The following is an 18,437-nucleotide window of genomic DNA, read 5'->3' as shown; positions in this document are numbered from 1 at the left end:
TTAAGTAAGTTGTAATACAAAACGTATAAATAAAAAGGCCGATGCGATAACCGCATCGGCCTTTTGTTTAGATGAATATTACTCATTAGTGAGTTTGAATGGCTGTTTTATTCTTTGTTGATGTTGATGTTGATGTTGATGTTGATGTTTTAGCCGTTTTTTTCTCAAAGCGAGAGATCCACAAGTAAGCTAATCCTGCAAATACGGCGGTCATAAATACATTGATAAAGAATGCCTTAACAAGATCAACACCGGGAGGGAAAGCAGATGCTGTCATGCTGACCATAAAGATAACAATTAATACTGACACCATGCCCATACCAAACAGTCGAGAGCCCATGCGGAAATCACGCGGGGTATCATCATGCTTAAGACGGAATACAAAGTAAGCCACCATGATAAAGATTGGCGGTAACATTGCCGTACCCGCAGTTAAGTTGATTGCGGTACTCATCATTTCTTGTACAGATTCAGAGCCAAAACCGTTAGCAATCAGCATGATTAATACAAATCCAAACTGCCACCATGCTGCGCGTACAGGTACACCGTATTTATTTAATTGCGTTGTTTTCTCACCGTAAACACCTTTAGGAATTTCAGAGAAGTGAATTTTAACTGGTGCCGCTGTCCACATCATCATTGCACCAAACATTGCAATAAACAGTATTACGCCAACAAAACGTCCGACTAACGGTGCTGAAAGGTTAAAATAGTGAGCCATTCCCGTAAAGATCTCAACCATGCCACCAGAGTAAGAGAGATCACCACGTGCAACAAATACGTTGACCAATAACGAGCCAATCGCATACATGCTACCAATGATCACACCTGCGGTAATGATTACTTTAATAAACGATTTTTGGCCACCTTTAACATCGTTCAAATAAGCGGCGGCTGTTTCTGCGCCACCAGCAGCTTGGAAAATCCAACACATAATACCTAAAGTTGCCCAGTTAATGGTTGGCGTCATTGCTTCTAATGTGATCGGCTCTGCTGGTGGCGTGTCACCATTTAATGCCATTAAGGCACCAATAACATAAACAGCAAAGAGGGCGAAAACACCATAAGCAACGATTTCTGAAATTTTACCTAGCCACGATGCACCCTTGGTTGAGATATGCGTCGCTGCGGCAAATAATACAATTGAAATCATTGACGTTACCATTGGCGAGAACGCATATTCATAACCGAGCATCGCATACGAAGCATAAGCAATAACGTTGGGTAATAATGAGATAAACCAGAATAGATTCACAAACCAGTATAAGAACGAGCCCATATAAGCGGCTTTTGTACCCAGCGGTTTTTTGATCCAATCATACATACCTGATTCAGAGTTCTTATTCGCAGAGACAAATTCAGCAATAATGAAAACAAAAGGAATGAAATAAACCAATGTAGCAAAAAGAAAAATAGGTGCTGAGCTTAACCCTAATTCAATGTTGTTGTTAACGATATTACGGACATTGAAGACTGCTGCAAATGTCATCGACAATAGAGCAAACTTTCCAATCGTACCGCGCATAGATTCAGACATAATATCCTCCATGAATCAGATCGATGATAACGTAAACTAGAAATAAACGTGTTATCAAAAGATGTGAGAAATAAATGACCAACTCAAAGTACTAAAGCTATTGAGTCAGTTAACATGGGGATGGATTTTAGTAAAACTTTTACTAAAATATAGTAATGAAAACGTTTTCCTTTAACTTGGTCACAGTTTGTTGTCCATTGGGTGTCGACAATGTGATCTTAGTTAATAGTTGTTATTGGATTATAAATCAGGCAAGAAAACCCACTAAAATGACTATTATTAGGTGTGTTTTTTATATTTATTGTTTTATTTCAAGTTATTAGAATGGTGGCGATGAATAATTGGCGAGGCATTATGCGAGGTAAAATGAAGATAATAAAAAAGAGCGATAAATCGCTCTTTTTTGAAAAATAGTAATCTAGTCGTGATTAACGTTCCCAGTATGCTTCTTCAAGGCAATCTTCATGTTCGGGTAAACCATGAGAAAGGCGAGGAGCATGCTGAGTAAGTACTTCATAACTTACACGGTTTGAATATTGGCAAATTTGTGAGAACGAAGAATACGATAAAAAATTGGCAGTATGTTTAGCTGAGTTGGGTACATTAATTTTATGAAAACGGTTAGCTGACATATCATGTAGCAGGGCAGATAGTGCTGCATCACCCGCGCCATTAGTATTTTTTATCTCCATCGGACCACCAAGGTAAGGTGAGATGTGAGAGTAAACACGAACTGGATTAATACAATCAGCTTTTGCCATCGGACGACTGAATTCATATTTATTAAATTCAGGAATACGGCCTGGTAATAATGGCAATGTCGATTCACGTTTTAGTTCGTCATCAGTGTAACCTGCCATGTAAAGACCAACAGGTCCTGCGGTACACAATACCATATCAACCCATTCTAGTGCTTTATCAGCAGCCATTAATGGGTCTTTTTCGCCTGTAAGCGCTTCTGCTTCTTCTTCGTTCATTGCGATACAAGTAACGTGTTCTTTAATGAATTCAATCCACCATTCACGTTTATCTTCAATCACGTATTTAGTACCAAGCGTCAGTACCACTGGCACATCATTCTTTTTCGCAAACTCAATCGCTTTAAGTGCTGCGTCTTTCATTGGGTCGGTTGGTTTACCGCGAACCAAATAAGAAGAAAGAACTAATGCAGAAGCTTGCTTAAATGCACATTCAGGAATGCTATCAGGGCTGAGTTGGTTCATTTGACCTTCATTGATAGCAAACGTACGTTCACCATCTTTGGTAATCAATGTGTAGCAACGACCAATAGGGCCACAGACAGGTTGAAGGTAATCAAGATCAATACGGCTAGAAGTATTGCAAAGGTAGCGGTAAGCGTAAGATCCAATTTTAAGATCTTTACTCATCACACCCAATAAGATTGATTTATCATCAGCAAGAACAGAGTAGTTATGTAACGTATTACCAATGGTATCGCCAGGGTATTCATGGCTGATTAGTTTACGTTCTTTTAGTTCTTGGTATAACAATTCTGCTTTATCTTCATCAAGAACTAAAGAGTGGCCTTTACTTAGAGCATGTCTGGCTAAGAAGTCATCATCGACACGGGCTTCAATATCAACAATCGTTTGACCTACGCCAACAAGATGTGATTTAGCTAATGGGTTTTCTTGTTGAATTTGAACAACCAATGGATCGCGAGCATTGACAGGGAAGTAATGCTTTGACTTACGTTGACCAGGAAATTTCATGTCTAAAGGCTATAGAAATAAGGGATTTTGATTCATTCTATCATAAAAATGAGAGATAAATCCCAATTCTTTGATGTTCTTACATTGAAATTGATTATTTTGCCGATTTTTTAAACGACTTGTTCAAAAAGCTACGGTTAGATGCTAATAAAGTAAGTTTGATGGTGCTTTTATTGTTCAATTGGCATGTTTAACTATAAATAAATAACACGGTCTTTATTGCTATTACTGGTTACGGAAAGAGATAATTATAAAAAAAGCCGCAAAAGCGACTTTTTTGTTTAGAAACGATAAATCTAGTTTAAGCGTTTGAGTTCTTGTTGAGCACTTGTACCACCAACAGGACGATTTACTGAGATAGAACGGCCTTTTTTCATGCCTTTTTCATAATCATCAGTGAGTGATTTCATTGCTTCTTGAAGTTGTTTTTTAAAGGTTTCACGATCTAAATTTTCAAACTGCTTATCAATGTAGTTTGCCATGCGCTGGTCATGGTCATCATCAGTATTCAATACGGGTAGTTTTTCTAATGCGCCTTCAAGCCAGCCTGCGAGAAATGATGATACTCGACGAGTCACTTCTGGTGTGCTCGTGCCTGTACCTGCAAAGCTATTACGGAATTGACCTGTTTGCTGGTTCATTTCACGGTAAACAATATCAAAGGCAAAGGCCGCAAAAATTGCCCGTTCAGCAGCACCAATAAACTCAGCTTGTTTTAAGCCCTTGTAATTAGTAAGAACACACTCAACCCCAAAACGACGATTAATACCACGAATGATTTTTAGAATTTGAGAGCTAATATCCGTTGGTAATAATGTTTTTGACTTGGTTTTTCCCATCTTAATGAATTCAATATCATCTTTTTCTAGACCATATTTGAGCATGAGGCGGTGAGCCATACGAATGGCTTGGGCTGCTTCGTTCACATTTGCTGAATTACCCAACTCAAGACATTTTGCAATTTTCTTGAGGGCCTTTCGCTTCTGTTCTGACATTAAACATTCTCATGACTAAAATAGGGCACATATTTTACCGCTTTATGCCCTAAGACTACAAGCCTGTAATTGTGATAATGGTGTGAATTGCAGTTAATTGCGATAGGAGATTGATATTTAGTCAGAAATATCCCGCCTAAAGTGTAAAAGTAAATGACTTTAGAGGTAGTTATTACGACAAAGCGGTTATCTTAAACCTGGTTAGTTGGTAGATGATACAGCGGTTATGAGTAAGAGCAGTAATGAGAAAGAGATGCACCTTAGTTTGTGCACTTTATTGGTGATAGTGGGTGAATAAAACAATGGACAGCCATAACATTGCACATCAATCATAAGTAACTACACTTAAGTTTCAAGTTGCTTATGGTGAAGCCAATGACAATCTCAAGACGGAAATTGATAGAGCCCCAAATTACGCCTTTTTATCATGTAATTAATCGTTGTGTACGTCGTGCCTATTTGTGTGGCGATGATCCGTATAACGGTAAAAACTATCAACATCGTCGTGGTTGGATAGTAAATAAAATCAAACAATTAGCCGCTGTGTTTTGTATTGATGTGTGCGCTTATGCCGTGATGAGTAATCATTATCATTTAGTGTTAAAAATAGATACGGAACAACAACAAAAGCTAATCCCTGAAGATGTGATATCACGTTGGTTGCAGTTATTTAGTGGTCATCCTATCGCTGTCAATTTTTTAAACGAGGGTCAAATAGCCGCAGATAAACAACAAGCATTATCAAATTTAGTGGCTGAATGGCAGCAACGATTAGGCAGTATTAGCTGGTTCATGCGCTGCCTTAATGAAGAAATAGCGCGAAAATCGAATAAAGAAGATCAATGCAAAGGGGCGTTTTGGGAAGGGCGGTTTAAGTCTCAAGCACTACTGGATGAACAAGCATTATTATCGTGCATGATGTATGTTGATTTAAACCCGATAAGGGCGGGTGTTACACCGTCACTCGAACAGTCTGATTTTACCTCTATTCAGCAACGTATTCGTGAACATCACCAAACGAAAACCCCCTCTAAACCATCCTCATCAAATAAAAGTCACTTCCAATTACTACCCTTTGTTGGCGCAGAACATCAAGCTAAAACAGCAGGAATAAACTTTGCTTTTGTCGATTATCTTGAACTGATTGACTGGACTGGTCGGTGTATTCGAAATGATAAAAAAGGTTTTATTGCACCTAATCAGCCCAAGATTTTACAGAAAATGGGAATAACACCGGATGCTTGGCTTGAGCACAGTGAACAATTTATGGAACATTACGCCAATGTAAGTGGTAGATGGTCCCGAATGTGCGCCTTCAAACAACGTATTGGTGGGCATTGGTGCAAAGGAAAATCAGCGAGTCACCAGCTACACCCTAATTAGAGATAGCTTCTTATAATCAGATGAAAATACTGCAATAACCGTCAGGATTGTAGACGTTGTCGATCTTGAAATATGGAAATAAGACAGGTTTAGTGGAGAATATAAGATATTAAGCGGTCATTTTAATAGCTAAAGCACAGTCGTTGGTGAAATGGTTTATTTTTTTAGGGGCACTATTCAATAGTAAAAGATGTGGCTGTCCAGAGTGCTCTTATGAAGATAATTTGGAGTGACTTCTCAAAACGCCGTTATTTTTAAGAGCATAATGACATTATATCCAGTGGTTTTGATGGGTATATTCTTGATTCAATATGGAGAAGATATAATGGCAACAACGGGAGAAAAACCGGGTAAAGGTGCTTATTATTGTGAAAAATGTGGTCAACGAGTTGATTTAGATGATCATACTGACACACTCCCACCTTGCCCTAAATGTGCTCATACCAAATACAAAAAGGGGTGATGATGACAAAAAGTACCCATGTGGTTTCAAACTCTGACGGTGGTTGGGATATTAAACAAAGTGGAGGACAAAGATCTTCAGGTCATTTTGAGACGAAGCAAGAAGCTGTCGATCGTGCAAGAACGATTAGTTTGAATCAAGAATCAGAATTAGTGATTCATAATAAAGACGGCAAAATTGCAGAAAAAGATAGTCACGGAAATGATCCATATCCACCCAAGGGGTAAATCATATTGATATTAGTTATGACACTCGGCATTATTATGTCGAGTGTTTTTTGGTTTATAACCTGATATTTAAGGATATTGGTGTAGTTATAGCTATGTATTTAATAGGGATTGATTGTGAATATGTTAGAAATGTCATTTTCTAAGTTTCGAGCAGTTAAAAAATATAAGGCTGGTATCTAACGCGTCAATACGGTGATCTATTATAAATAGAATATATCATCTAATTAATCGGTATATAGAATATTGGACAAGTTGAATTATCAATGTTAAGTATAGTTACTCTACGATAAGGATATCGTTTATGCGTTTTAACTTATTGTAAAGAGTAATTATATGAACAAGAAAGTGATACTTTTTGATATAAATGAAACGGTTTTAAATTTAGGGGCTCTAAAGCCAATATTTAAGTCAGCTTTTGGTAGCGAAGATGCGCTGTCTCTCTGGTTTTCAAAGTTACTGCATCTTTCTACGGTCTGTATTACGACAACAGTTAAAAGCAATTTTGCAGAGCTAGCCCGTATTACTCTTGATACGGTTGCCGCTAATTATAAGATTCAATTAACAGAAGGTCAGCGAACTGAGTTACTTGGCGCTTTTTCAAATTTATCGCCTTATTCTGATATAAAGCCAGCACTTAGTAAGTTGCGCCAACACGGGTTTAAAGTTGTCGCTTTATCTAATTCATCATTAACCCTCATTGCAACACAAATGGAATATGCACAATTAACTGACTATTTCGATGACATTATTTCTGTAGAAGAGACAGGAAGTTTCAAACCTGATCCTACCGTTTATAAATTTGCGGCTCAAAAATTACAACAACCGATAGACCAATTATGTTTAGTCGCAACTCATGACTGGGATACACATGGCGCTTTATCGGCAGGCTTGAATGCCGCTTATATTGATAGAACAGGTTTGCCGTATAATCCGTTGTATTTAAAACCAAAAATGTATTCAAATTCAATGATGGATCTTATTGATATGATCATTGCAGATAAACAATAATGCGATCAACTCGACTATTAGTAAACAAATAACAATTGTTAGGAGTTAACATGACAAATCAATACATTCCACCTAAACAATGGCAATTTGATAATAACAATGGTGGTCAATGGGCACAGATCAATCGTCCTGTGTCAGGTGCGACACATGATAAGGCACTACCGATAGGTAAGCATCCATTGCAGCTTTATTCTATGGGGACACCCAACGGACAAAAAATAACGATCATGCTTGAAGAGTTGTTAGCAGCGGGTAAATCTGACGCTGATTATGACGCGCATTTGATTAATATTTCTGAAGGTGATCAATTCTCTTCTGGCTTTGTTGATATTAATCCTAACTCAAAAATTCCAGCATTAGTGGATCATTCACAAGGTCAAGCGGTTAATATTTTTGAGTCTGGTTCAATCTTATTTTATTTAGCTGAAAAATTTGACCTGTTCTTACCTCAGTCAATTAACGATCGTACACAAGTAATGAACTGGTTATTTTGGTTACAAGGTTCAGCACCTTATCTTGGTGGTGGTTTTGGTCATTTTTATGCTTATGCAGATGAAAAACTAGAATACCCAATTAATCGTTTTACGATGGAAGTAAAACGCCAATTAGATGTGTTAGATAAACAGCTTGCGTCTCATCAATATATTGCAGGTGATGAATACAGTATTGCGGATATCGCAATGTGGCCGTGGTATGGCAATTTAGTATTAGGCCATCTTTATAGTGCGAGCGAGTTCCTTGATGTAGCAAGTTATACTCATGTTCAACGCTGGGCAACAATGATACTTAATCGTCCTGCGGTACAAAGAGGACGCATTGTTAATCGTACTTGGGGCGAAGTATGGGAACAATTGCCTGAGCGTCATGATGCTCAAGACATTACAACAGTGTTATTACAGAAACCTTAGTTAATGTTAGGGCAGTCATTACAAACAATGGCTGTCCTAAATTAAGCGGTCATAAATTCAGAATTTGGCACAAGAATGCAAAACCAATGTCTGTTATGTTGTTATTTAACAGCTGGTATTGTTTCAGGTTTAACGATTGAAGTAACGGCTGGTTGCTGACATAAATAAGCATTAGCAAACATGGTTACTGAAGTAGAAAAACCAAGTGGTTGATAGAGATACACGGTATTTGCACCTAATGCCGCGGCTTTAATACGCATTTGGTTTATTGTTCCCCAGAGCATGTCTTTATCCGCATGGAACCAATAGTCATAAAAATGACCTTCTGAACCATATACAATCCCTAGGCGTTGACAATTTTCAACAGCTTTCACATCATCCCAAATAACATCGACGTTGGCTGATTCTGTAGTGGGGAAAGTAACACAGCCACTTAATAACAGTGTTGAGGCTAACATTGAGCTAACCATTAGTTTTTTCATGTAAAGATCACGGATAAAATAAATATCGCATGAGTGTATTTAAAAAAAGATCATTAGCAAGAGAATAAAATCAATATTCAGACTGCTGCAACATTAATTAATGAGTCGTTTAATATTATGCGCAATGTAGTCTCGGTATTGATATTTGTATCTCCCCAAGAAAGATATTTAAGCTGATGAAATCACTTATCGATTAATGATTGTTTAACAGTATTTTTAAGTGACTGCATAAATGTTTTAAAGTGGGGCATAAAGTCAGCAAAAAGTGGATGTTTGCGGTTTATCATCATAACCGGGCCTAATAATCGCAGAGCAACACCGACTCTTGTTGCTTGCGTTGCATCTAACTCACAGCCTTTCTTCAAGTTTTTAACTATCTTAAACAGATCTTCTCTATCTTGAAATTCAAATTGCATGGTTTGGGCGGTAGATGACGGAGACTCTACTTCTTCAATGGTAATACGATAGGTTTTTTTATTAGACATAATTGTACTCTTATTTGAAATAAATATGAGTATAGTTGATAATGTCAACTATACTTAGATTTGATTGATATTGTCAACTATATAATCCTTGGACATAGCGGAAATATAATGGTTAATAACAAAACGCTAGATAATTTATTTCAATTGGTACATGCGTTAAAACGTCAATTACATGAGCAGATTGAACAACTTAATCTGGATGTTACACCGATGCATGTTCGAGTAATTAAGATCATTAATAAAATGACACCGTGTACCGCTATTGATATAGCAACAGTGTTAGAACGAGATAAGGCACAAATTACACGGTTAGTTAACACCTTAATAGATAAAGAATTTATTACTAAGGTAGCCCATCCAACAGACAAGCGAAGTTCGTATTTATGTGTTACTGATCGTGGCATAGAGATTGTCGCAAAACTGGTGGTTATTGATAATACGATGCAGGAAAAAATAACAAAAAACATTAGTCTAGATGAGATAGCGTTGTTTCAACAGTTAGCCGATAAAATGACGGATAACCTTCGTTACAAATAACCTTGTTGTTCGGTGGCAGTCTTTGCATAATACTCAACGTACTTTAACTTATAAATAGCAGATAAATGATTTCTTCATACCATAATATTGATGTGCCTTTTAATTACCGCCATACCTGCTGGTTTTGCGGTGAGCCGTATTTTGATAGCCATGCTTTTATGGCTGTCCCAAATTATGATAATCAAACCTTACCGATTATGCTGCCGTGTTGCCAAGAGTGTTTTACTTTTGCTAATGCGGTAAAGGTCAGTAGCTTAGATGTACTGCGCGATAAAGTGAAACAGCAACTGCATAAGAAATACCATAAACATCTACAAATTGGGGTTAACTGGACCAAAGAAGAACTTGAATCGTCTGAAATGGAGGGTAAAGCTCTTGAAGGTTTTCGTTTTAGTGGTTGGAAGATGTTTGAAATCGCTAAAGATCGAGTCAATTACGCGGGATGGCCAATCAATATTGATGGCTTGCCTTGCTATGATGTGACGACGACATTTCAATTTGAATATGATGGCATCATTTATACGAGTTTAAATCACGCAGTGACTCAGTTGGCTGCGTTGTATGCTATTCCTCAGCCTTATTTAGAACAAGTGATAGAGCTGGTCGGGCGTGAAAAAATGACTTATGCCTTACGCTTTTGTAAAACGACTTATGGTTATTCACCAGCAGAGCGTGAGTCAAGTATTGGTAGTTTACGGGCGTTATTGGCAGAAGAGCAGGCTAATGCACAAGTATCACATCGTTCGACGAAAGAACTACGTAAAGTCGCGTTGGCTGATATTAAACAATTGATGCTGTACCGTACCATTATTGCACCGCCTGCGATTCAATGGGCATTAGAACGCGGTATTCAAACGCTAGTCGAGTTAGCTGATCACGAAGACGTATTTTTTGAATATTTCGGTAAAGATTCAGAGTTAACGGCATTTACTTATTTTAATGGCTTGCAAATTTATTTCGAAAAGCGCGAATTAGATCCCGAGTGGGCTGAGAAATCTGATCCTAATCGAGATCTATTTACAGAGTCACGTGTTTAGATAGCGCACTATAACTTTTTATATTTTAAAAAAATTACGTACCATAGATATAACGATGGATACGCTTAATTGCTGAATTAAAGCTATCGACATCGTCATTTTCCGTGAAAAAATTTAAGTATTTATTCACGGAATCTTGATCTTCAAAAATGTAAATATTAATTCGTGGGTGAGAATGGTGTTCGCCATGATCGGATAAGCGAATTTTAACAAAGTAGTTACCTTTATTTATTGTAAAGTAACTGGATTCAGTGGTTAATGAATCGATGTGTTTATAAGTGATCAGTCCTGTATATTGTGCTTGATCTAATAAATCTATCAATTCATGTTTTTCATTATTGAGTAATTTATTCATGAGATAACCTCGTAGTTGAGTGTTATTCTCATTTAAGTGTAGAAGAGTTTAATGATAATAAGGTTGGATCTAAATATTTAGGCCAACCTTTGCTTTATTTAGTGATTAGTTATGACTTGCCCACACCATCGTGCGACCTTTGTCATCAAAAGCGACCACGTTATAGCTGTCTTTCTTATCACCATATTCCATACCAGGTGATCCCATTGGCATTCCTCCAACAGCCAAGCCTTTCATTCTTGTTGGCTTGCTCGCTAAAAATCGTTTGATATCAGTCGCAGGAACATGACCTTCAAAAGTATAACCTTCAATTTGAGCGGTATGACAAGATGCATACTCAGGTAATACGCCTAGTTTGATTTTTGTGGGTGTGAGATTTTCTTGGTAAACGTTTTCTAACTCAAAGCCATTATCTTTCATATGTGCGACCCATTCTTTACAGCAGCCACAATACGGTGATAAGTAATTCGTGCCTTTGATAATAGGTGCTGTTGTGGCCGATGCTGTTGCTGAAACGAAAAGAGCACAAGCTAATAAAGTACGTTTGATGATCATAATCATATTCCTAAATAACGTGATGCATACCACGACGATATGGCTGCAAATAAATGTGTAAGTATGGTGGTGCTGGTGGAGAAAACACTTACGCTATAGGCGGTTTTAGTAATGGTTCATGATAATAATGAGGGGAGTGGCACAATACACTTATGAGTATTTCGGTACTATGGATAGATTGAAAACTAAAGCTAGTTAATAGTGCTGGTTGGTGTTGAGACTGTGACGAGCAATCATCGCTATTACAATCATCGCTACAAATTGAATTGTTAGCAGATGTTGCTATATATTGTTCAACGCTAGCGTTATTCTTGCAACAGGGACTCTTTTCCATGCAGCTACAATATGGCATTGGCATTATTTTTGTGGTGTGTGCATACGCTGTATTGGTTAATACAGTGAGGATTAGCACGCTATGCACAATAAAATAGAACCAATGACGTATCATTTTGATGATTAACTTAGCCTTTATGATTTTTGTGCATTATAGGTTTAATCTGCAATTCAACAATGAATAACTTGTAATAAAGTATGAAATATACCTATATTATATTGCTCGTATGAATGACTGACACATATTCTTACAGCTAATTTATGGATAAAAAAATCAATTCGTTTAAATTTACCCTTGCGCACTGTGATGAATAACGTTGGGTTTATTTAATGTATTGAAAGCGCCTTTAGGAAAAGAAATGCAATATACTGAAAAAGATCGTCGAGTTTTGCACGATACATGGATGAGCTACAAAGCAAAAATGCGTATAACTCAAATAGAGATGGCTAAAAAGCTAGAGTTAACGCAACTTGAATTTTCAGACATTCTGCGAGGGGATTCTGTTATTCGACATCAGTTTGTTAATGATTTTTGTGGCATTTTAAATATTGATCCAGTTTTAATACTTCCTTCGTTGCGTGAAGCTGTACAAAAAGGATCGCTAGTAAACTCTATTGTTAAGAATACGTTTATCTTTGATGGCGAAATTAAGAAAGTAACATACGTTGGTAATCAACTTATTGTTGAGTACGAACATATTCCGAGTGTTAGTTAGGTTTGTCATAAGATTATTTATTTTATAAAAAAGGCTCATCGTATTATTCGATGAGCCTTTTTTTTATTAGTGATTATATGTTATTTTCTGTTTTTCTTAGTATTTTCATCCCATTCAGGGACAAAGAAATAAAGCACTGCCGCTGAGAGTATTGACCCCATGACATCAGAAGGGAAGTGCATACCTAGCCATAAGCGGCTAATACCGACACCTGTTGCCCAAATGATTAAGCCACCTGCGATAAGATATTTACCTTGGCGAATAAAAAAACCACCCCAAAATAAAACACAGATAGCTGCAAAAATAGTGTGACCAGAAGGGAATGAGTAGTTTGTTTCACCTTCCCAGCTGCGTAAACGCCAAGGGCTGACATAGGCAGAAGCTTCTTTTACGATATTATCTTTAGCTGCTGAATCTAATGCATAGAAAGCAGTAGGTGAATCGACTAAATGTAAGTGTTGTAACTCATAGGTATAAGGGCGAGGAATGGCTGTTTCATGTTTTAATACTGTTTTAGTGACAAAACTTAACACTAATAAGATACCAAATTGAATCCATACTTTAGTGATGGTTTTCTTTGGTAACCGCATAAAAACAGGGGTAAGACACAATAATGCGGAGGTGATAAGGAAAAACGGACTGCCAGCACTATCGGTTAATAAAGCAAATGTAATACCCGCCGCGCTACTTACTGGCGTAGTTAACACAGGCACTGGGAAGATATGAATTGCAATAAATAGCAATATTGCAAATAAGCCTAATGCAATAAAATTAGGTAATTTTTTAGATATAAAAGTCATCATCGAGAGAGTTCAATCTTGTCATTATGTAATAATTAAGTAAGCCATAAAAAATAAGACTGTTATAACGTGATATTTTTCATGGTTTAATATCGGCTGTTTCTTTTCGCATAAATTGTATCAAATGTCATTAATAAAATCGTTGGATAACAACTTCTATGCTTATTTGTCAGGTAATGTTTATGTTTTTTATTTCTTAAACAATAAGATAATAATTTATACTCATAAAGTTTACAAATTTGGTGGTTATTTAGATGTTAAATTTGTAATTTATTATAATTAATTTTCATGATATTTCTTAAATTGTGAAGGTTGTCACGTGAAATAACGCAAACATTAAGAAAACTTAATGTTTATCTTGAACTAAGTTTTGCGAACTACTGTATGGTTAGCACATGCTTAAACGACATATGTTGTTTATTAATTTTAATGTGATGATATGGAGAAGGGAATGAGTATTCTTGGACATTTCCAAAAGTTAGGAAACGCGATAATGTTTCCAATCGCAGTATTACCTATTGCTGGTATTTTATTACGTATTGGACAACCCGATCTATTAAACATACCTTTTATTGCAGCAGGTGGTCAGGCGGTTTTCACAAACTTAGCGCTTTTATTTGCTATGGGTGTTGCTGGTGGCTTCTCAAAAGATAACTCAGCAGCAGCAGCAATTGCGGCAGCGGTTGGTTATTTCATCATGATGGCTGCAATGAAAACGCTAAATGCTGATGTCGACCCAGGTGTTGCTGGTGGTATTATTATTGGTGTATGTGCCGGTCTATTGTATAACCGTTTCCATGCAATTAAATTGCCAGAATTCCTAGGCTTCTTTGGTGGTAAACGTTTTGTACCTATCATCACAGGTTTAGTTGCATTGATTCTTGCTTTTGCCTTTAGCCTTGTTTGGCCTCCAGTGCAAGATGGGATCAACCATTTAGGTAAGTGGATTCTTACTAGTGGTATGCCTGGCGAATTTGTATACGGTATTGCTAACCGTCTATTGATTCCACTTGGTCTACACCACATTCTTAATAGTATGGTTTGGTTTGTGTTTGGTAACTATACCGATCCAGCTACAGGTCAAATTGTTACAGGTGAAATCTCACGTTTCTTTGCGGGTGACCCATCTGCAGGACGTATTTTAAGTGGTTTCTTCCCTGTTGTAATGTTTGGTCTTCCAAGTGCAGCATTGGCTTTCTATGTAACAGCTAAGAAAGAGAATAAGAAAGTAATTGGTGGTATGTTGTTAAGTGTTGCATTAACTGCATTCTTAACCGGTATTACAGAACCAATTGAATTTATGTTCATGTTCCTAGCACCTGGTTTGTACTTAGTACACGCTATTTTGATGGGTGTAAGTATTGTTGTTGCATCAATGCTTAATATTCACATGGCATTTAGCTTCTCATCTGGCTTAATTGATTACATCCTGAACTATAATGCTCCAGCAGCGCATAATTCATGGGAAATCATTCCAATGGGTTTCGTGGTTGGCGCTATTTACTTCGTGATCTTTGTTGGTGCGATTAAGATGTTCAATCTTAAAACACCGGGTCGTGAAGATGCACCTGAAGAAGATTCAAACCCTGATACAGACAGCAAAGCTGATTTAGCAGTACAATACCTAGCAGCACTAGGTGGCAAAGATAACTTAACTGATATCTCTGCTTGTATTACTCGTCTTCGCCTAGGTATTGTTGACCGTACAATCATCAATGACGCTAAACTAAAACAGTTAGGTGCGAAGGGTGTTGTAAACGTAGGCTCAAATAACCTTCAAGTTATTATTGGTCCACAAGCTGAGATTATTGCTAACCAAATGAAAGCACTTTAAGTCTTCATTCGTTAAGTAAGAGAAAGTATTCGTGATTTCATAACTTCCCCCTATGGTCGCGTTAAACGGTCTACCTTCTGGTAGGCCGTTTTTTTATACCTAAGAATAAATGTGTACGGTGTATAATATTAAAGAGTTACGGGTAAAGCATTAATGAGTGATTAGATCTAGGTTTAGGCATGAAATGAGAATATTAGTAATTGAAGATGACCTCACAACCCGCGAATTTATTGCGAGGGGATTACAAGAGCAGGGTTTTGTAGTCGATGAAGCGGAAGATGGTCAGCAAGGTTTAATGATGGCAACCCGTTATGAATATCAACTTATTATCTTAGATCGCATGTTACCGCAATTAGATGGTTTGAAAGTGCTAGGAGCATTAAGGGCAGCGGAAAACCACACGCCAGTGCTGATATTAAGTGCAATGGATAGCGTTGAAGATCGTGTTGTTGGCTTAACGTCGGGAAGCGATGATTATCTGACGAAGCCTTTTGCGTTAGCTGAGCTTGTTGCTCGCGCCAATATTCTTGTTAAACGTAATCAATTAGTCGCAACGGTTTCGTCTGAATATAGCTATGATGATTTACGATTAGATATTAAATCACACCGAGTCTGGCGAGGTTCTCGACTGATTAATTTACAGCAAAAAGAGTTTTTGTTACTGCAATACTTAATGGAACATGTTGAAAGTGTTGTCTCCCGCATGAGCCTGTTTGAATCGGTATGGAGCTACCATTTTGATCCTAAAACCAATGTGATTGATGTTCATATCGCTAATTTACGTAAGAAATTGGAATCAGATGGTGAGCCAAGTTTAATTCATACCGTTCGAGGGGCTGGTTATGTCTTACGCCGGGTCTGAAAACCTGTCGCGATCAACTATTTTTAAAGTGTTGATGTATTTTATTACCTGTGTCGCTTTTATTTTTATTTTATTTATCAATCAGGTAGTGGTTAGTTCTGAAACGTTTTACCACCAGCAATTAAAACGTGATTTGGTTAATGAAGCTAATTTGTTTTCGATGATAGTTAACAAAGGTGATAGCGCTGAATTATACCGAACGATAGCGCAACGCAAGCAAAGTAATACGACATTTAGTTATATTGTACAGCCGGAAAAACGCATTAATAAGGAACTGTTACTTTATCCAACGGCGTCATTGATGTTTGGTCCAAGTAAAACTGCCCAATTATCTCAGGTGGTAACATTGCCTTTAGGAATGGAGTTAGTCATAAAGATTAATCCCCAATTTATGCAATCGTACCGAGAGACGGTTATTCCAATGTTACTTTCTGGAATTGCTATCCCCGTTATTATCATGCTGGCAGGAGCTTCATTATTTGCCGTTGTAATATTGAAAAAATTAGCGCGGGTTAATCAGGGAATGAATCGGGTTATATTAGGTGAAAAAGGGGTTAAGTTACCCGTTAGTACCAATGATGATGAATTTGATGTGTTAGCCATGCATCTTAATTTCATGATAGAACAGGTAGAGAAAAAAGAGACGTCGTTAAAGGCATTGTCGGTTGGTATGGCTCATGATTTACGTACGCCTATTGCCCGCATGAAACTACGCTTAGAACGGTTATTAACCCAAAATACAGCCCCATATACAACAGAATTAGAAGCATGCCATGATGACTTAGAAGTATTGCTTAGTATGTTTAACGGTATGTTGGAAATTGCTAATTTAAACAGTGGCAAGCAGCATATTGACAAAGAATGGGTCGATTTGTCTCAAGTATGTCGTGATGTGGTTGAGTTCTTATTACCTATTTCAGATGAGAAACAGCAGCAACTGAGCTTTAGAGAAGATCAACCATACCGATTACAAGGTGAGCCTAGTTTATTATTTAGGGCTGTCTATAATTTGGTTGAAAATTCAATTAAGTACACGCCTGAGATGGGTGTTATTGATGTTATTGTTGATCATTTTGGTGTGGTTGTGATTGATAATGGCATGGGGGTATCAAATGAAGATAAAAAACGTATTCGTGAACCTATGTTTCGCGCTGATCGTAGCCGTACCCATCAAGGTTTTGGATTAGGATTATCGCTAGTTGAAGCGGTGGTTATTCGCCATAATGGTGAGTTAGTTTTCAGTGATAATCATCCAGGATTACGATCACGATTGTATTTACCTCTCGCGTCTGAAGTTAGCAGTAAAGATCAATAAAACATCACTAAATATCATTACCATCAAAAAAGCCCAATCGATAGTCGGTTGGGCTTTTTCTTAGTAATACATTCTTGAGTAATAATGAATGAGACTGATTAACGATGACTTAATTAACTATTAATTGTTAATGGCGTTAAATTTGTCTTTGCGCTCATTAAAACGTGACACTAAGTCATCAATACTATCTTGGCAATAAGGCTTTAAGCCACTCATTACCATGCGCTTACTGCCTGTACCTACAATTTCCCCATTTTCTTTAAAACAGAAATGAAGGGTTACATTCCCGCGCTTTCCTTCTACTTCAATAATAGAATCGGTTAGCTCAACAGTGGGCGCAGTAAGGTCTAAACGAGTGAAATCAAGTTCCATGCATTCATAGATCACCAATGGGCGTGTTGGGTTGATCATGATGTCTTTAGATTTCATCAATGGAACCATGATGTGAGGAAAGTTCATTCCCGAAAAGTGCACATAGTTTTTAGTGACTTGTGAAATTAGCACTTCATCTTTTGTTGTTTCGCCACTACGTTTAACATCCATGTAAACTTTACCCTTACAGTCGATCACTGCTAGCTCTGTAGGGGATTTAATATCTATAAGTAGGCAGCTTGATTCATTGATCATGCCTGCAAATTCGAAGCGCATTTTTTGGCTAAGGCCAACATTCGCTAAAAGAACCGAAAATAGCAGATCGCCAGGTACACAAAAACGCTTGTTATCTTCATCGTGAATAGGGTTAAAGTCACCGGCTACGCGTTTTGCAAAATGACTTGCTTGTGCACGAGTAAAAGATAATTCACCGCTGTTATCTGAATAATATGAATCTAAAAACATGTTTACTTATAATACCTAAAAATAAGACTGCC

At 37.4% G+C, this 18,437-nt stretch carries 20 protein-coding genes; 11 read left to right on the top strand and 9 right to left on the bottom strand.

The features are described from left to right. Nucleotides 1-85: 85 nt before the first annotated feature. From CIK00_RS10065 to CIK00_RS10055, 3 genes are all read right to left on the bottom strand, one after another. Nucleotides 86-1,537 (bottom strand): amino acid permease, encoded by a 1,452-nt coding sequence (locus tag CIK00_RS10065; protein WP_101768739.1) that lies wholly within the window; start codon nt 1,535-1,537, stop codon nt 86-88. Between the two features lie 428 nt (nt 1,538-1,965). Further along, nucleotides 1,966-3,270 carry an inosine/guanosine kinase gene (locus tag CIK00_RS10060; RefSeq protein WP_101768738.1) on the bottom strand — a complete coding sequence of 435 codons (1,305 nt, stop codon included), beginning with the start codon at nt 3,268-3,270 and terminating at the stop codon, nt 1,966-1,968. A 296-nt stretch (nt 3,271-3,566) separates the two neighbouring features. Beyond that, nucleotides 3,567-4,265, bottom strand: coding sequence for a DUF2786 domain-containing protein (locus tag CIK00_RS10055; protein ID WP_101768737.1), 699 nt, complete (start codon nt 4,263-4,265; stop codon nt 3,567-3,569). Nucleotides 4,266-4,640: 375 nt separating this feature from the next. On the opposite strand from CIK00_RS10055, the gene CIK00_RS10050 reads away from it, so the two are divergent. The 5 genes from CIK00_RS10050 to yghU all read left to right on the top strand — a co-directional run bounded on the left by CIK00_RS10050 (nt 4,641) and on the right by yghU (nt 8,257). Further along, the gene (locus CIK00_RS10050; protein ID WP_101768736.1) at nt 4,641-5,648 is read left to right on the top strand and encodes a transposase; all 1,008 of its coding nucleotides are present in this window, start codon (nt 4,641-4,643) and stop codon (nt 5,646-5,648) included. Between the two features lie 265 nt (nt 5,649-5,913). Next, complete coding sequence (locus CIK00_RS10045; protein WP_101768735.1) at nt 5,914-6,111, top strand: zinc ribbon-containing protein; 198 nt, start codon at nt 5,914-5,916, stop codon at nt 6,109-6,111. 2 nt (nt 6,112-6,113) lie between these two features. After that, nucleotides 6,114-6,338, top strand: coding sequence for a DUF2188 domain-containing protein (locus CIK00_RS10040; protein WP_101768734.1), 225 nt, complete (start codon nt 6,114-6,116; stop codon nt 6,336-6,338). A 336-nt stretch (nt 6,339-6,674) separates the two neighbouring features. After that, a complete protein-coding gene (locus tag CIK00_RS10035) occupies nt 6,675-7,349 on the top strand; it encodes a haloacid dehalogenase type II (protein ID WP_101768733.1) in 675 nt (224 codons plus the stop codon). 50 nt (nt 7,350-7,399) lie between these two features. After that, nucleotides 7,400-8,257 carry a glutathione-dependent disulfide-bond oxidoreductase gene (gene yghU / locus CIK00_RS10030; protein ID WP_101768732.1) on the top strand — a complete coding sequence of 286 codons (858 nt, stop codon included), beginning with the start codon at nt 7,400-7,402 and terminating at the stop codon, nt 8,255-8,257. A 101-nt stretch (nt 8,258-8,358) separates the two neighbouring features. Here yghU and CIK00_RS10025 read toward each other — a convergent pair whose 3' ends face one another. Together CIK00_RS10025 and CIK00_RS10020 are read right to left on the bottom strand one after the other, a co-directional pair. Further along, the gene (locus CIK00_RS10025) at nt 8,359-8,739 is read right to left on the bottom strand and encodes a DUF4156 domain-containing protein (RefSeq protein WP_101768731.1); all 381 of its coding nucleotides are present in this window, start codon (nt 8,737-8,739) and stop codon (nt 8,359-8,361) included. Between the two features lie 182 nt (nt 8,740-8,921). Continuing rightward, nucleotides 8,922-9,224: a DUF3861 domain-containing protein gene (locus CIK00_RS10020; RefSeq protein WP_101768730.1), complete on the bottom strand. Its 303-nt coding sequence runs from the start codon at nt 9,222-9,224 to the stop codon at nt 8,922-8,924. 108 nt (nt 9,225-9,332) lie between these two features. Here CIK00_RS10020 and CIK00_RS10015 point away from each other — a divergent pair, with 108 nt between their 5' ends. Both CIK00_RS10015 and CIK00_RS10010 read left to right on the top strand, forming a co-directional pair. Continuing rightward, nucleotides 9,333-9,761: a MarR family winged helix-turn-helix transcriptional regulator gene (locus tag CIK00_RS10015; RefSeq protein WP_101768729.1), complete on the top strand. Its 429-nt coding sequence runs from the start codon at nt 9,333-9,335 to the stop codon at nt 9,759-9,761. Between the two features lie 65 nt (nt 9,762-9,826). After that, nucleotides 9,827-10,798: a hypothetical protein gene (locus tag CIK00_RS10010; RefSeq protein ID WP_101768728.1), complete on the top strand. Its 972-nt coding sequence runs from the start codon at nt 9,827-9,829 to the stop codon at nt 10,796-10,798. A 34-nt stretch (nt 10,799-10,832) separates the two neighbouring features. Here the strand turns inward: CIK00_RS10010 and CIK00_RS10005 are convergent, their stop codons facing one another. Next, the gene (locus CIK00_RS10005; protein WP_101768727.1) at nt 10,833-11,153 is read right to left on the bottom strand and encodes a hypothetical protein; all 321 of its coding nucleotides are present in this window, start codon (nt 11,151-11,153) and stop codon (nt 10,833-10,835) included. A gap of 105 nt (nt 11,154-11,258) precedes the next feature. After that, nucleotides 11,259-11,708 carry a DUF411 domain-containing protein gene (locus CIK00_RS10000; protein ID WP_101768726.1) on the bottom strand — a complete coding sequence of 150 codons (450 nt, stop codon included), beginning with the start codon at nt 11,706-11,708 and terminating at the stop codon, nt 11,259-11,261. A gap of 692 nt (nt 11,709-12,400) precedes the next feature. On the opposite strand from CIK00_RS10000, the gene CIK00_RS09995 reads away from it, so the two are divergent. Next, entirely contained in the window at nt 12,401-12,757 is a 357-nt protein-coding gene (locus CIK00_RS09995) for a transcriptional regulator (RefSeq protein ID WP_101768725.1), read from the top strand. Nucleotides 12,758-12,837: 80 nt separating this feature from the next. On the opposite strand, the gene CIK00_RS09990 is transcribed toward CIK00_RS09995, so the two are convergent. Continuing rightward, nucleotides 12,838-13,560: a phosphatase PAP2 family protein gene (locus tag CIK00_RS09990; RefSeq protein WP_101768724.1), complete on the bottom strand. Its 723-nt coding sequence runs from the start codon at nt 13,558-13,560 to the stop codon at nt 12,838-12,840. Between the two features lie 448 nt (nt 13,561-14,008). Here CIK00_RS09990 and nagE point away from each other — a divergent pair, with 448 nt between their 5' ends. From nagE to CIK00_RS09975, 3 genes are all read left to right on the top strand, one after another. Further along, on the top strand, nt 14,009-15,391 hold the full coding sequence (gene nagE / locus CIK00_RS09985) for an N-acetylglucosamine-specific PTS transporter subunit IIBC (protein ID WP_101768723.1): 1,383 nt from the start codon (nt 14,009-14,011) through the stop codon (nt 15,389-15,391). Between the two features lie 184 nt (nt 15,392-15,575). Next, a complete protein-coding gene (locus CIK00_RS09980) occupies nt 15,576-16,253 on the top strand; it encodes a response regulator transcription factor (RefSeq protein ID WP_101768722.1) in 678 nt (225 codons plus the stop codon). Beyond that, on the top strand, nt 16,234-17,568 hold the full coding sequence (locus CIK00_RS09975; RefSeq protein ID WP_101768721.1) for a sensor histidine kinase: 1,335 nt from the start codon (nt 16,234-16,236) through the stop codon (nt 17,566-17,568). Before CIK00_RS09980 ends, CIK00_RS09975 begins: the two co-directional genes overlap by 20 nt. Before the next feature lie 120 nt (nt 17,569-17,688). Here the strand turns inward: CIK00_RS09975 and CIK00_RS09970 are convergent, their stop codons facing one another. Next, nucleotides 17,689-18,405, bottom strand: coding sequence for a DUF3581 domain-containing protein (locus tag CIK00_RS09970; RefSeq protein WP_101768720.1), 717 nt, complete (start codon nt 18,403-18,405; stop codon nt 17,689-17,691). Nucleotides 18,406-18,437: the final 32 nt, after the last annotated feature.

The organism is Photobacterium carnosum (genome assembly GCF_002849605.1).
Taxonomy (GTDB): domain Bacteria; phylum Pseudomonadota; class Gammaproteobacteria; order Enterobacterales; family Vibrionaceae; genus Photobacterium; species Photobacterium carnosum.
The sequence above is the reverse complement of the archived record's forward strand: the minus strand, read 5'-3'. Positions and strand labels throughout refer to the sequence as shown.

Bases quoted from the DNA above. Each gene is read 5' to 3' on its own strand.
- CIK00_RS10005 (WP_101768727.1), bottom strand. From the start codon at position 11,153: ATGAATAAATTACTCAATAATGAAAAACATGAATTGATAGATTTATTA.
- CIK00_RS10060 (WP_101768738.1), bottom strand. From the start codon at position 3,270: ATGAAATTTCCTGGTCAACGTAAGTCAAAGCATTACTTCCCTGTCAAT.
- CIK00_RS09980 (WP_101768722.1), top strand. From the start codon at position 15,576: ATGAGAATATTAGTAATTGAAGATGACCTCACAACCCGCGAATTTATT.
- yghU (WP_101768732.1), top strand. From the start codon at position 7,400: ATGACAAATCAATACATTCCACCTAAACAATGGCAATTTGATAATAAC.
- CIK00_RS10015 (WP_101768729.1), top strand. From the start codon at position 9,333: ATGGTTAATAACAAAACGCTAGATAATTTATTTCAATTGGTACATGCG.
- CIK00_RS10055 (WP_101768737.1), bottom strand. From the start codon at position 4,265: ATGTCAGAACAGAAGCGAAAGGCCCTCAAGAAAATTGCAAAATGTCTT.
- CIK00_RS10025 (WP_101768731.1), bottom strand. From the start codon at position 8,739: ATGAAAAAACTAATGGTTAGCTCAATGTTAGCCTCAACACTGTTATTA.
- CIK00_RS10040 (WP_101768734.1), top strand. From the start codon at position 6,114: ATGACAAAAAGTACCCATGTGGTTTCAAACTCTGACGGTGGTTGGGAT.
- CIK00_RS09970 (WP_101768720.1), bottom strand. From the start codon at position 18,405: ATGTTTTTAGATTCATATTATTCAGATAACAGCGGTGAATTATCTTTT.
- CIK00_RS10000 (WP_101768726.1), bottom strand. From the start codon at position 11,708: ATGATCATCAAACGTACTTTATTAGCTTGTGCTCTTTTCGTTTCAGCA.
- CIK00_RS10050 (WP_101768736.1), top strand. From the start codon at position 4,641: ATGACAATCTCAAGACGGAAATTGATAGAGCCCCAAATTACGCCTTTT.
- CIK00_RS09995 (WP_101768725.1), top strand. From the start codon at position 12,401: ATGCAATATACTGAAAAAGATCGTCGAGTTTTGCACGATACATGGATG.
- CIK00_RS10045 (WP_101768735.1), top strand. From the start codon at position 5,914: ATGACATTATATCCAGTGGTTTTGATGGGTATATTCTTGATTCAATAT.
- CIK00_RS09975 (WP_101768721.1), top strand. From the start codon at position 16,234: ATGTCTTACGCCGGGTCTGAAAACCTGTCGCGATCAACTATTTTTAAA.
- nagE (WP_101768723.1), top strand. From the start codon at position 14,009: ATGAGTATTCTTGGACATTTCCAAAAGTTAGGAAACGCGATAATGTTT.
- CIK00_RS10035 (WP_101768733.1), top strand. From the start codon at position 6,675: ATGAACAAGAAAGTGATACTTTTTGATATAAATGAAACGGTTTTAAAT.
- CIK00_RS10010 (WP_101768728.1), top strand. From the start codon at position 9,827: ATGATTTCTTCATACCATAATATTGATGTGCCTTTTAATTACCGCCAT.
- CIK00_RS10065 (WP_101768739.1), bottom strand. From the start codon at position 1,537: ATGTCTGAATCTATGCGCGGTACGATTGGAAAGTTTGCTCTATTGTCG.
- CIK00_RS09990 (WP_101768724.1), bottom strand. From the start codon at position 13,560: ATGATGACTTTTATATCTAAAAAATTACCTAATTTTATTGCATTAGGC.
- CIK00_RS10020 (WP_101768730.1), bottom strand. From the start codon at position 9,224: ATGTCTAATAAAAAAACCTATCGTATTACCATTGAAGAAGTAGAGTCT.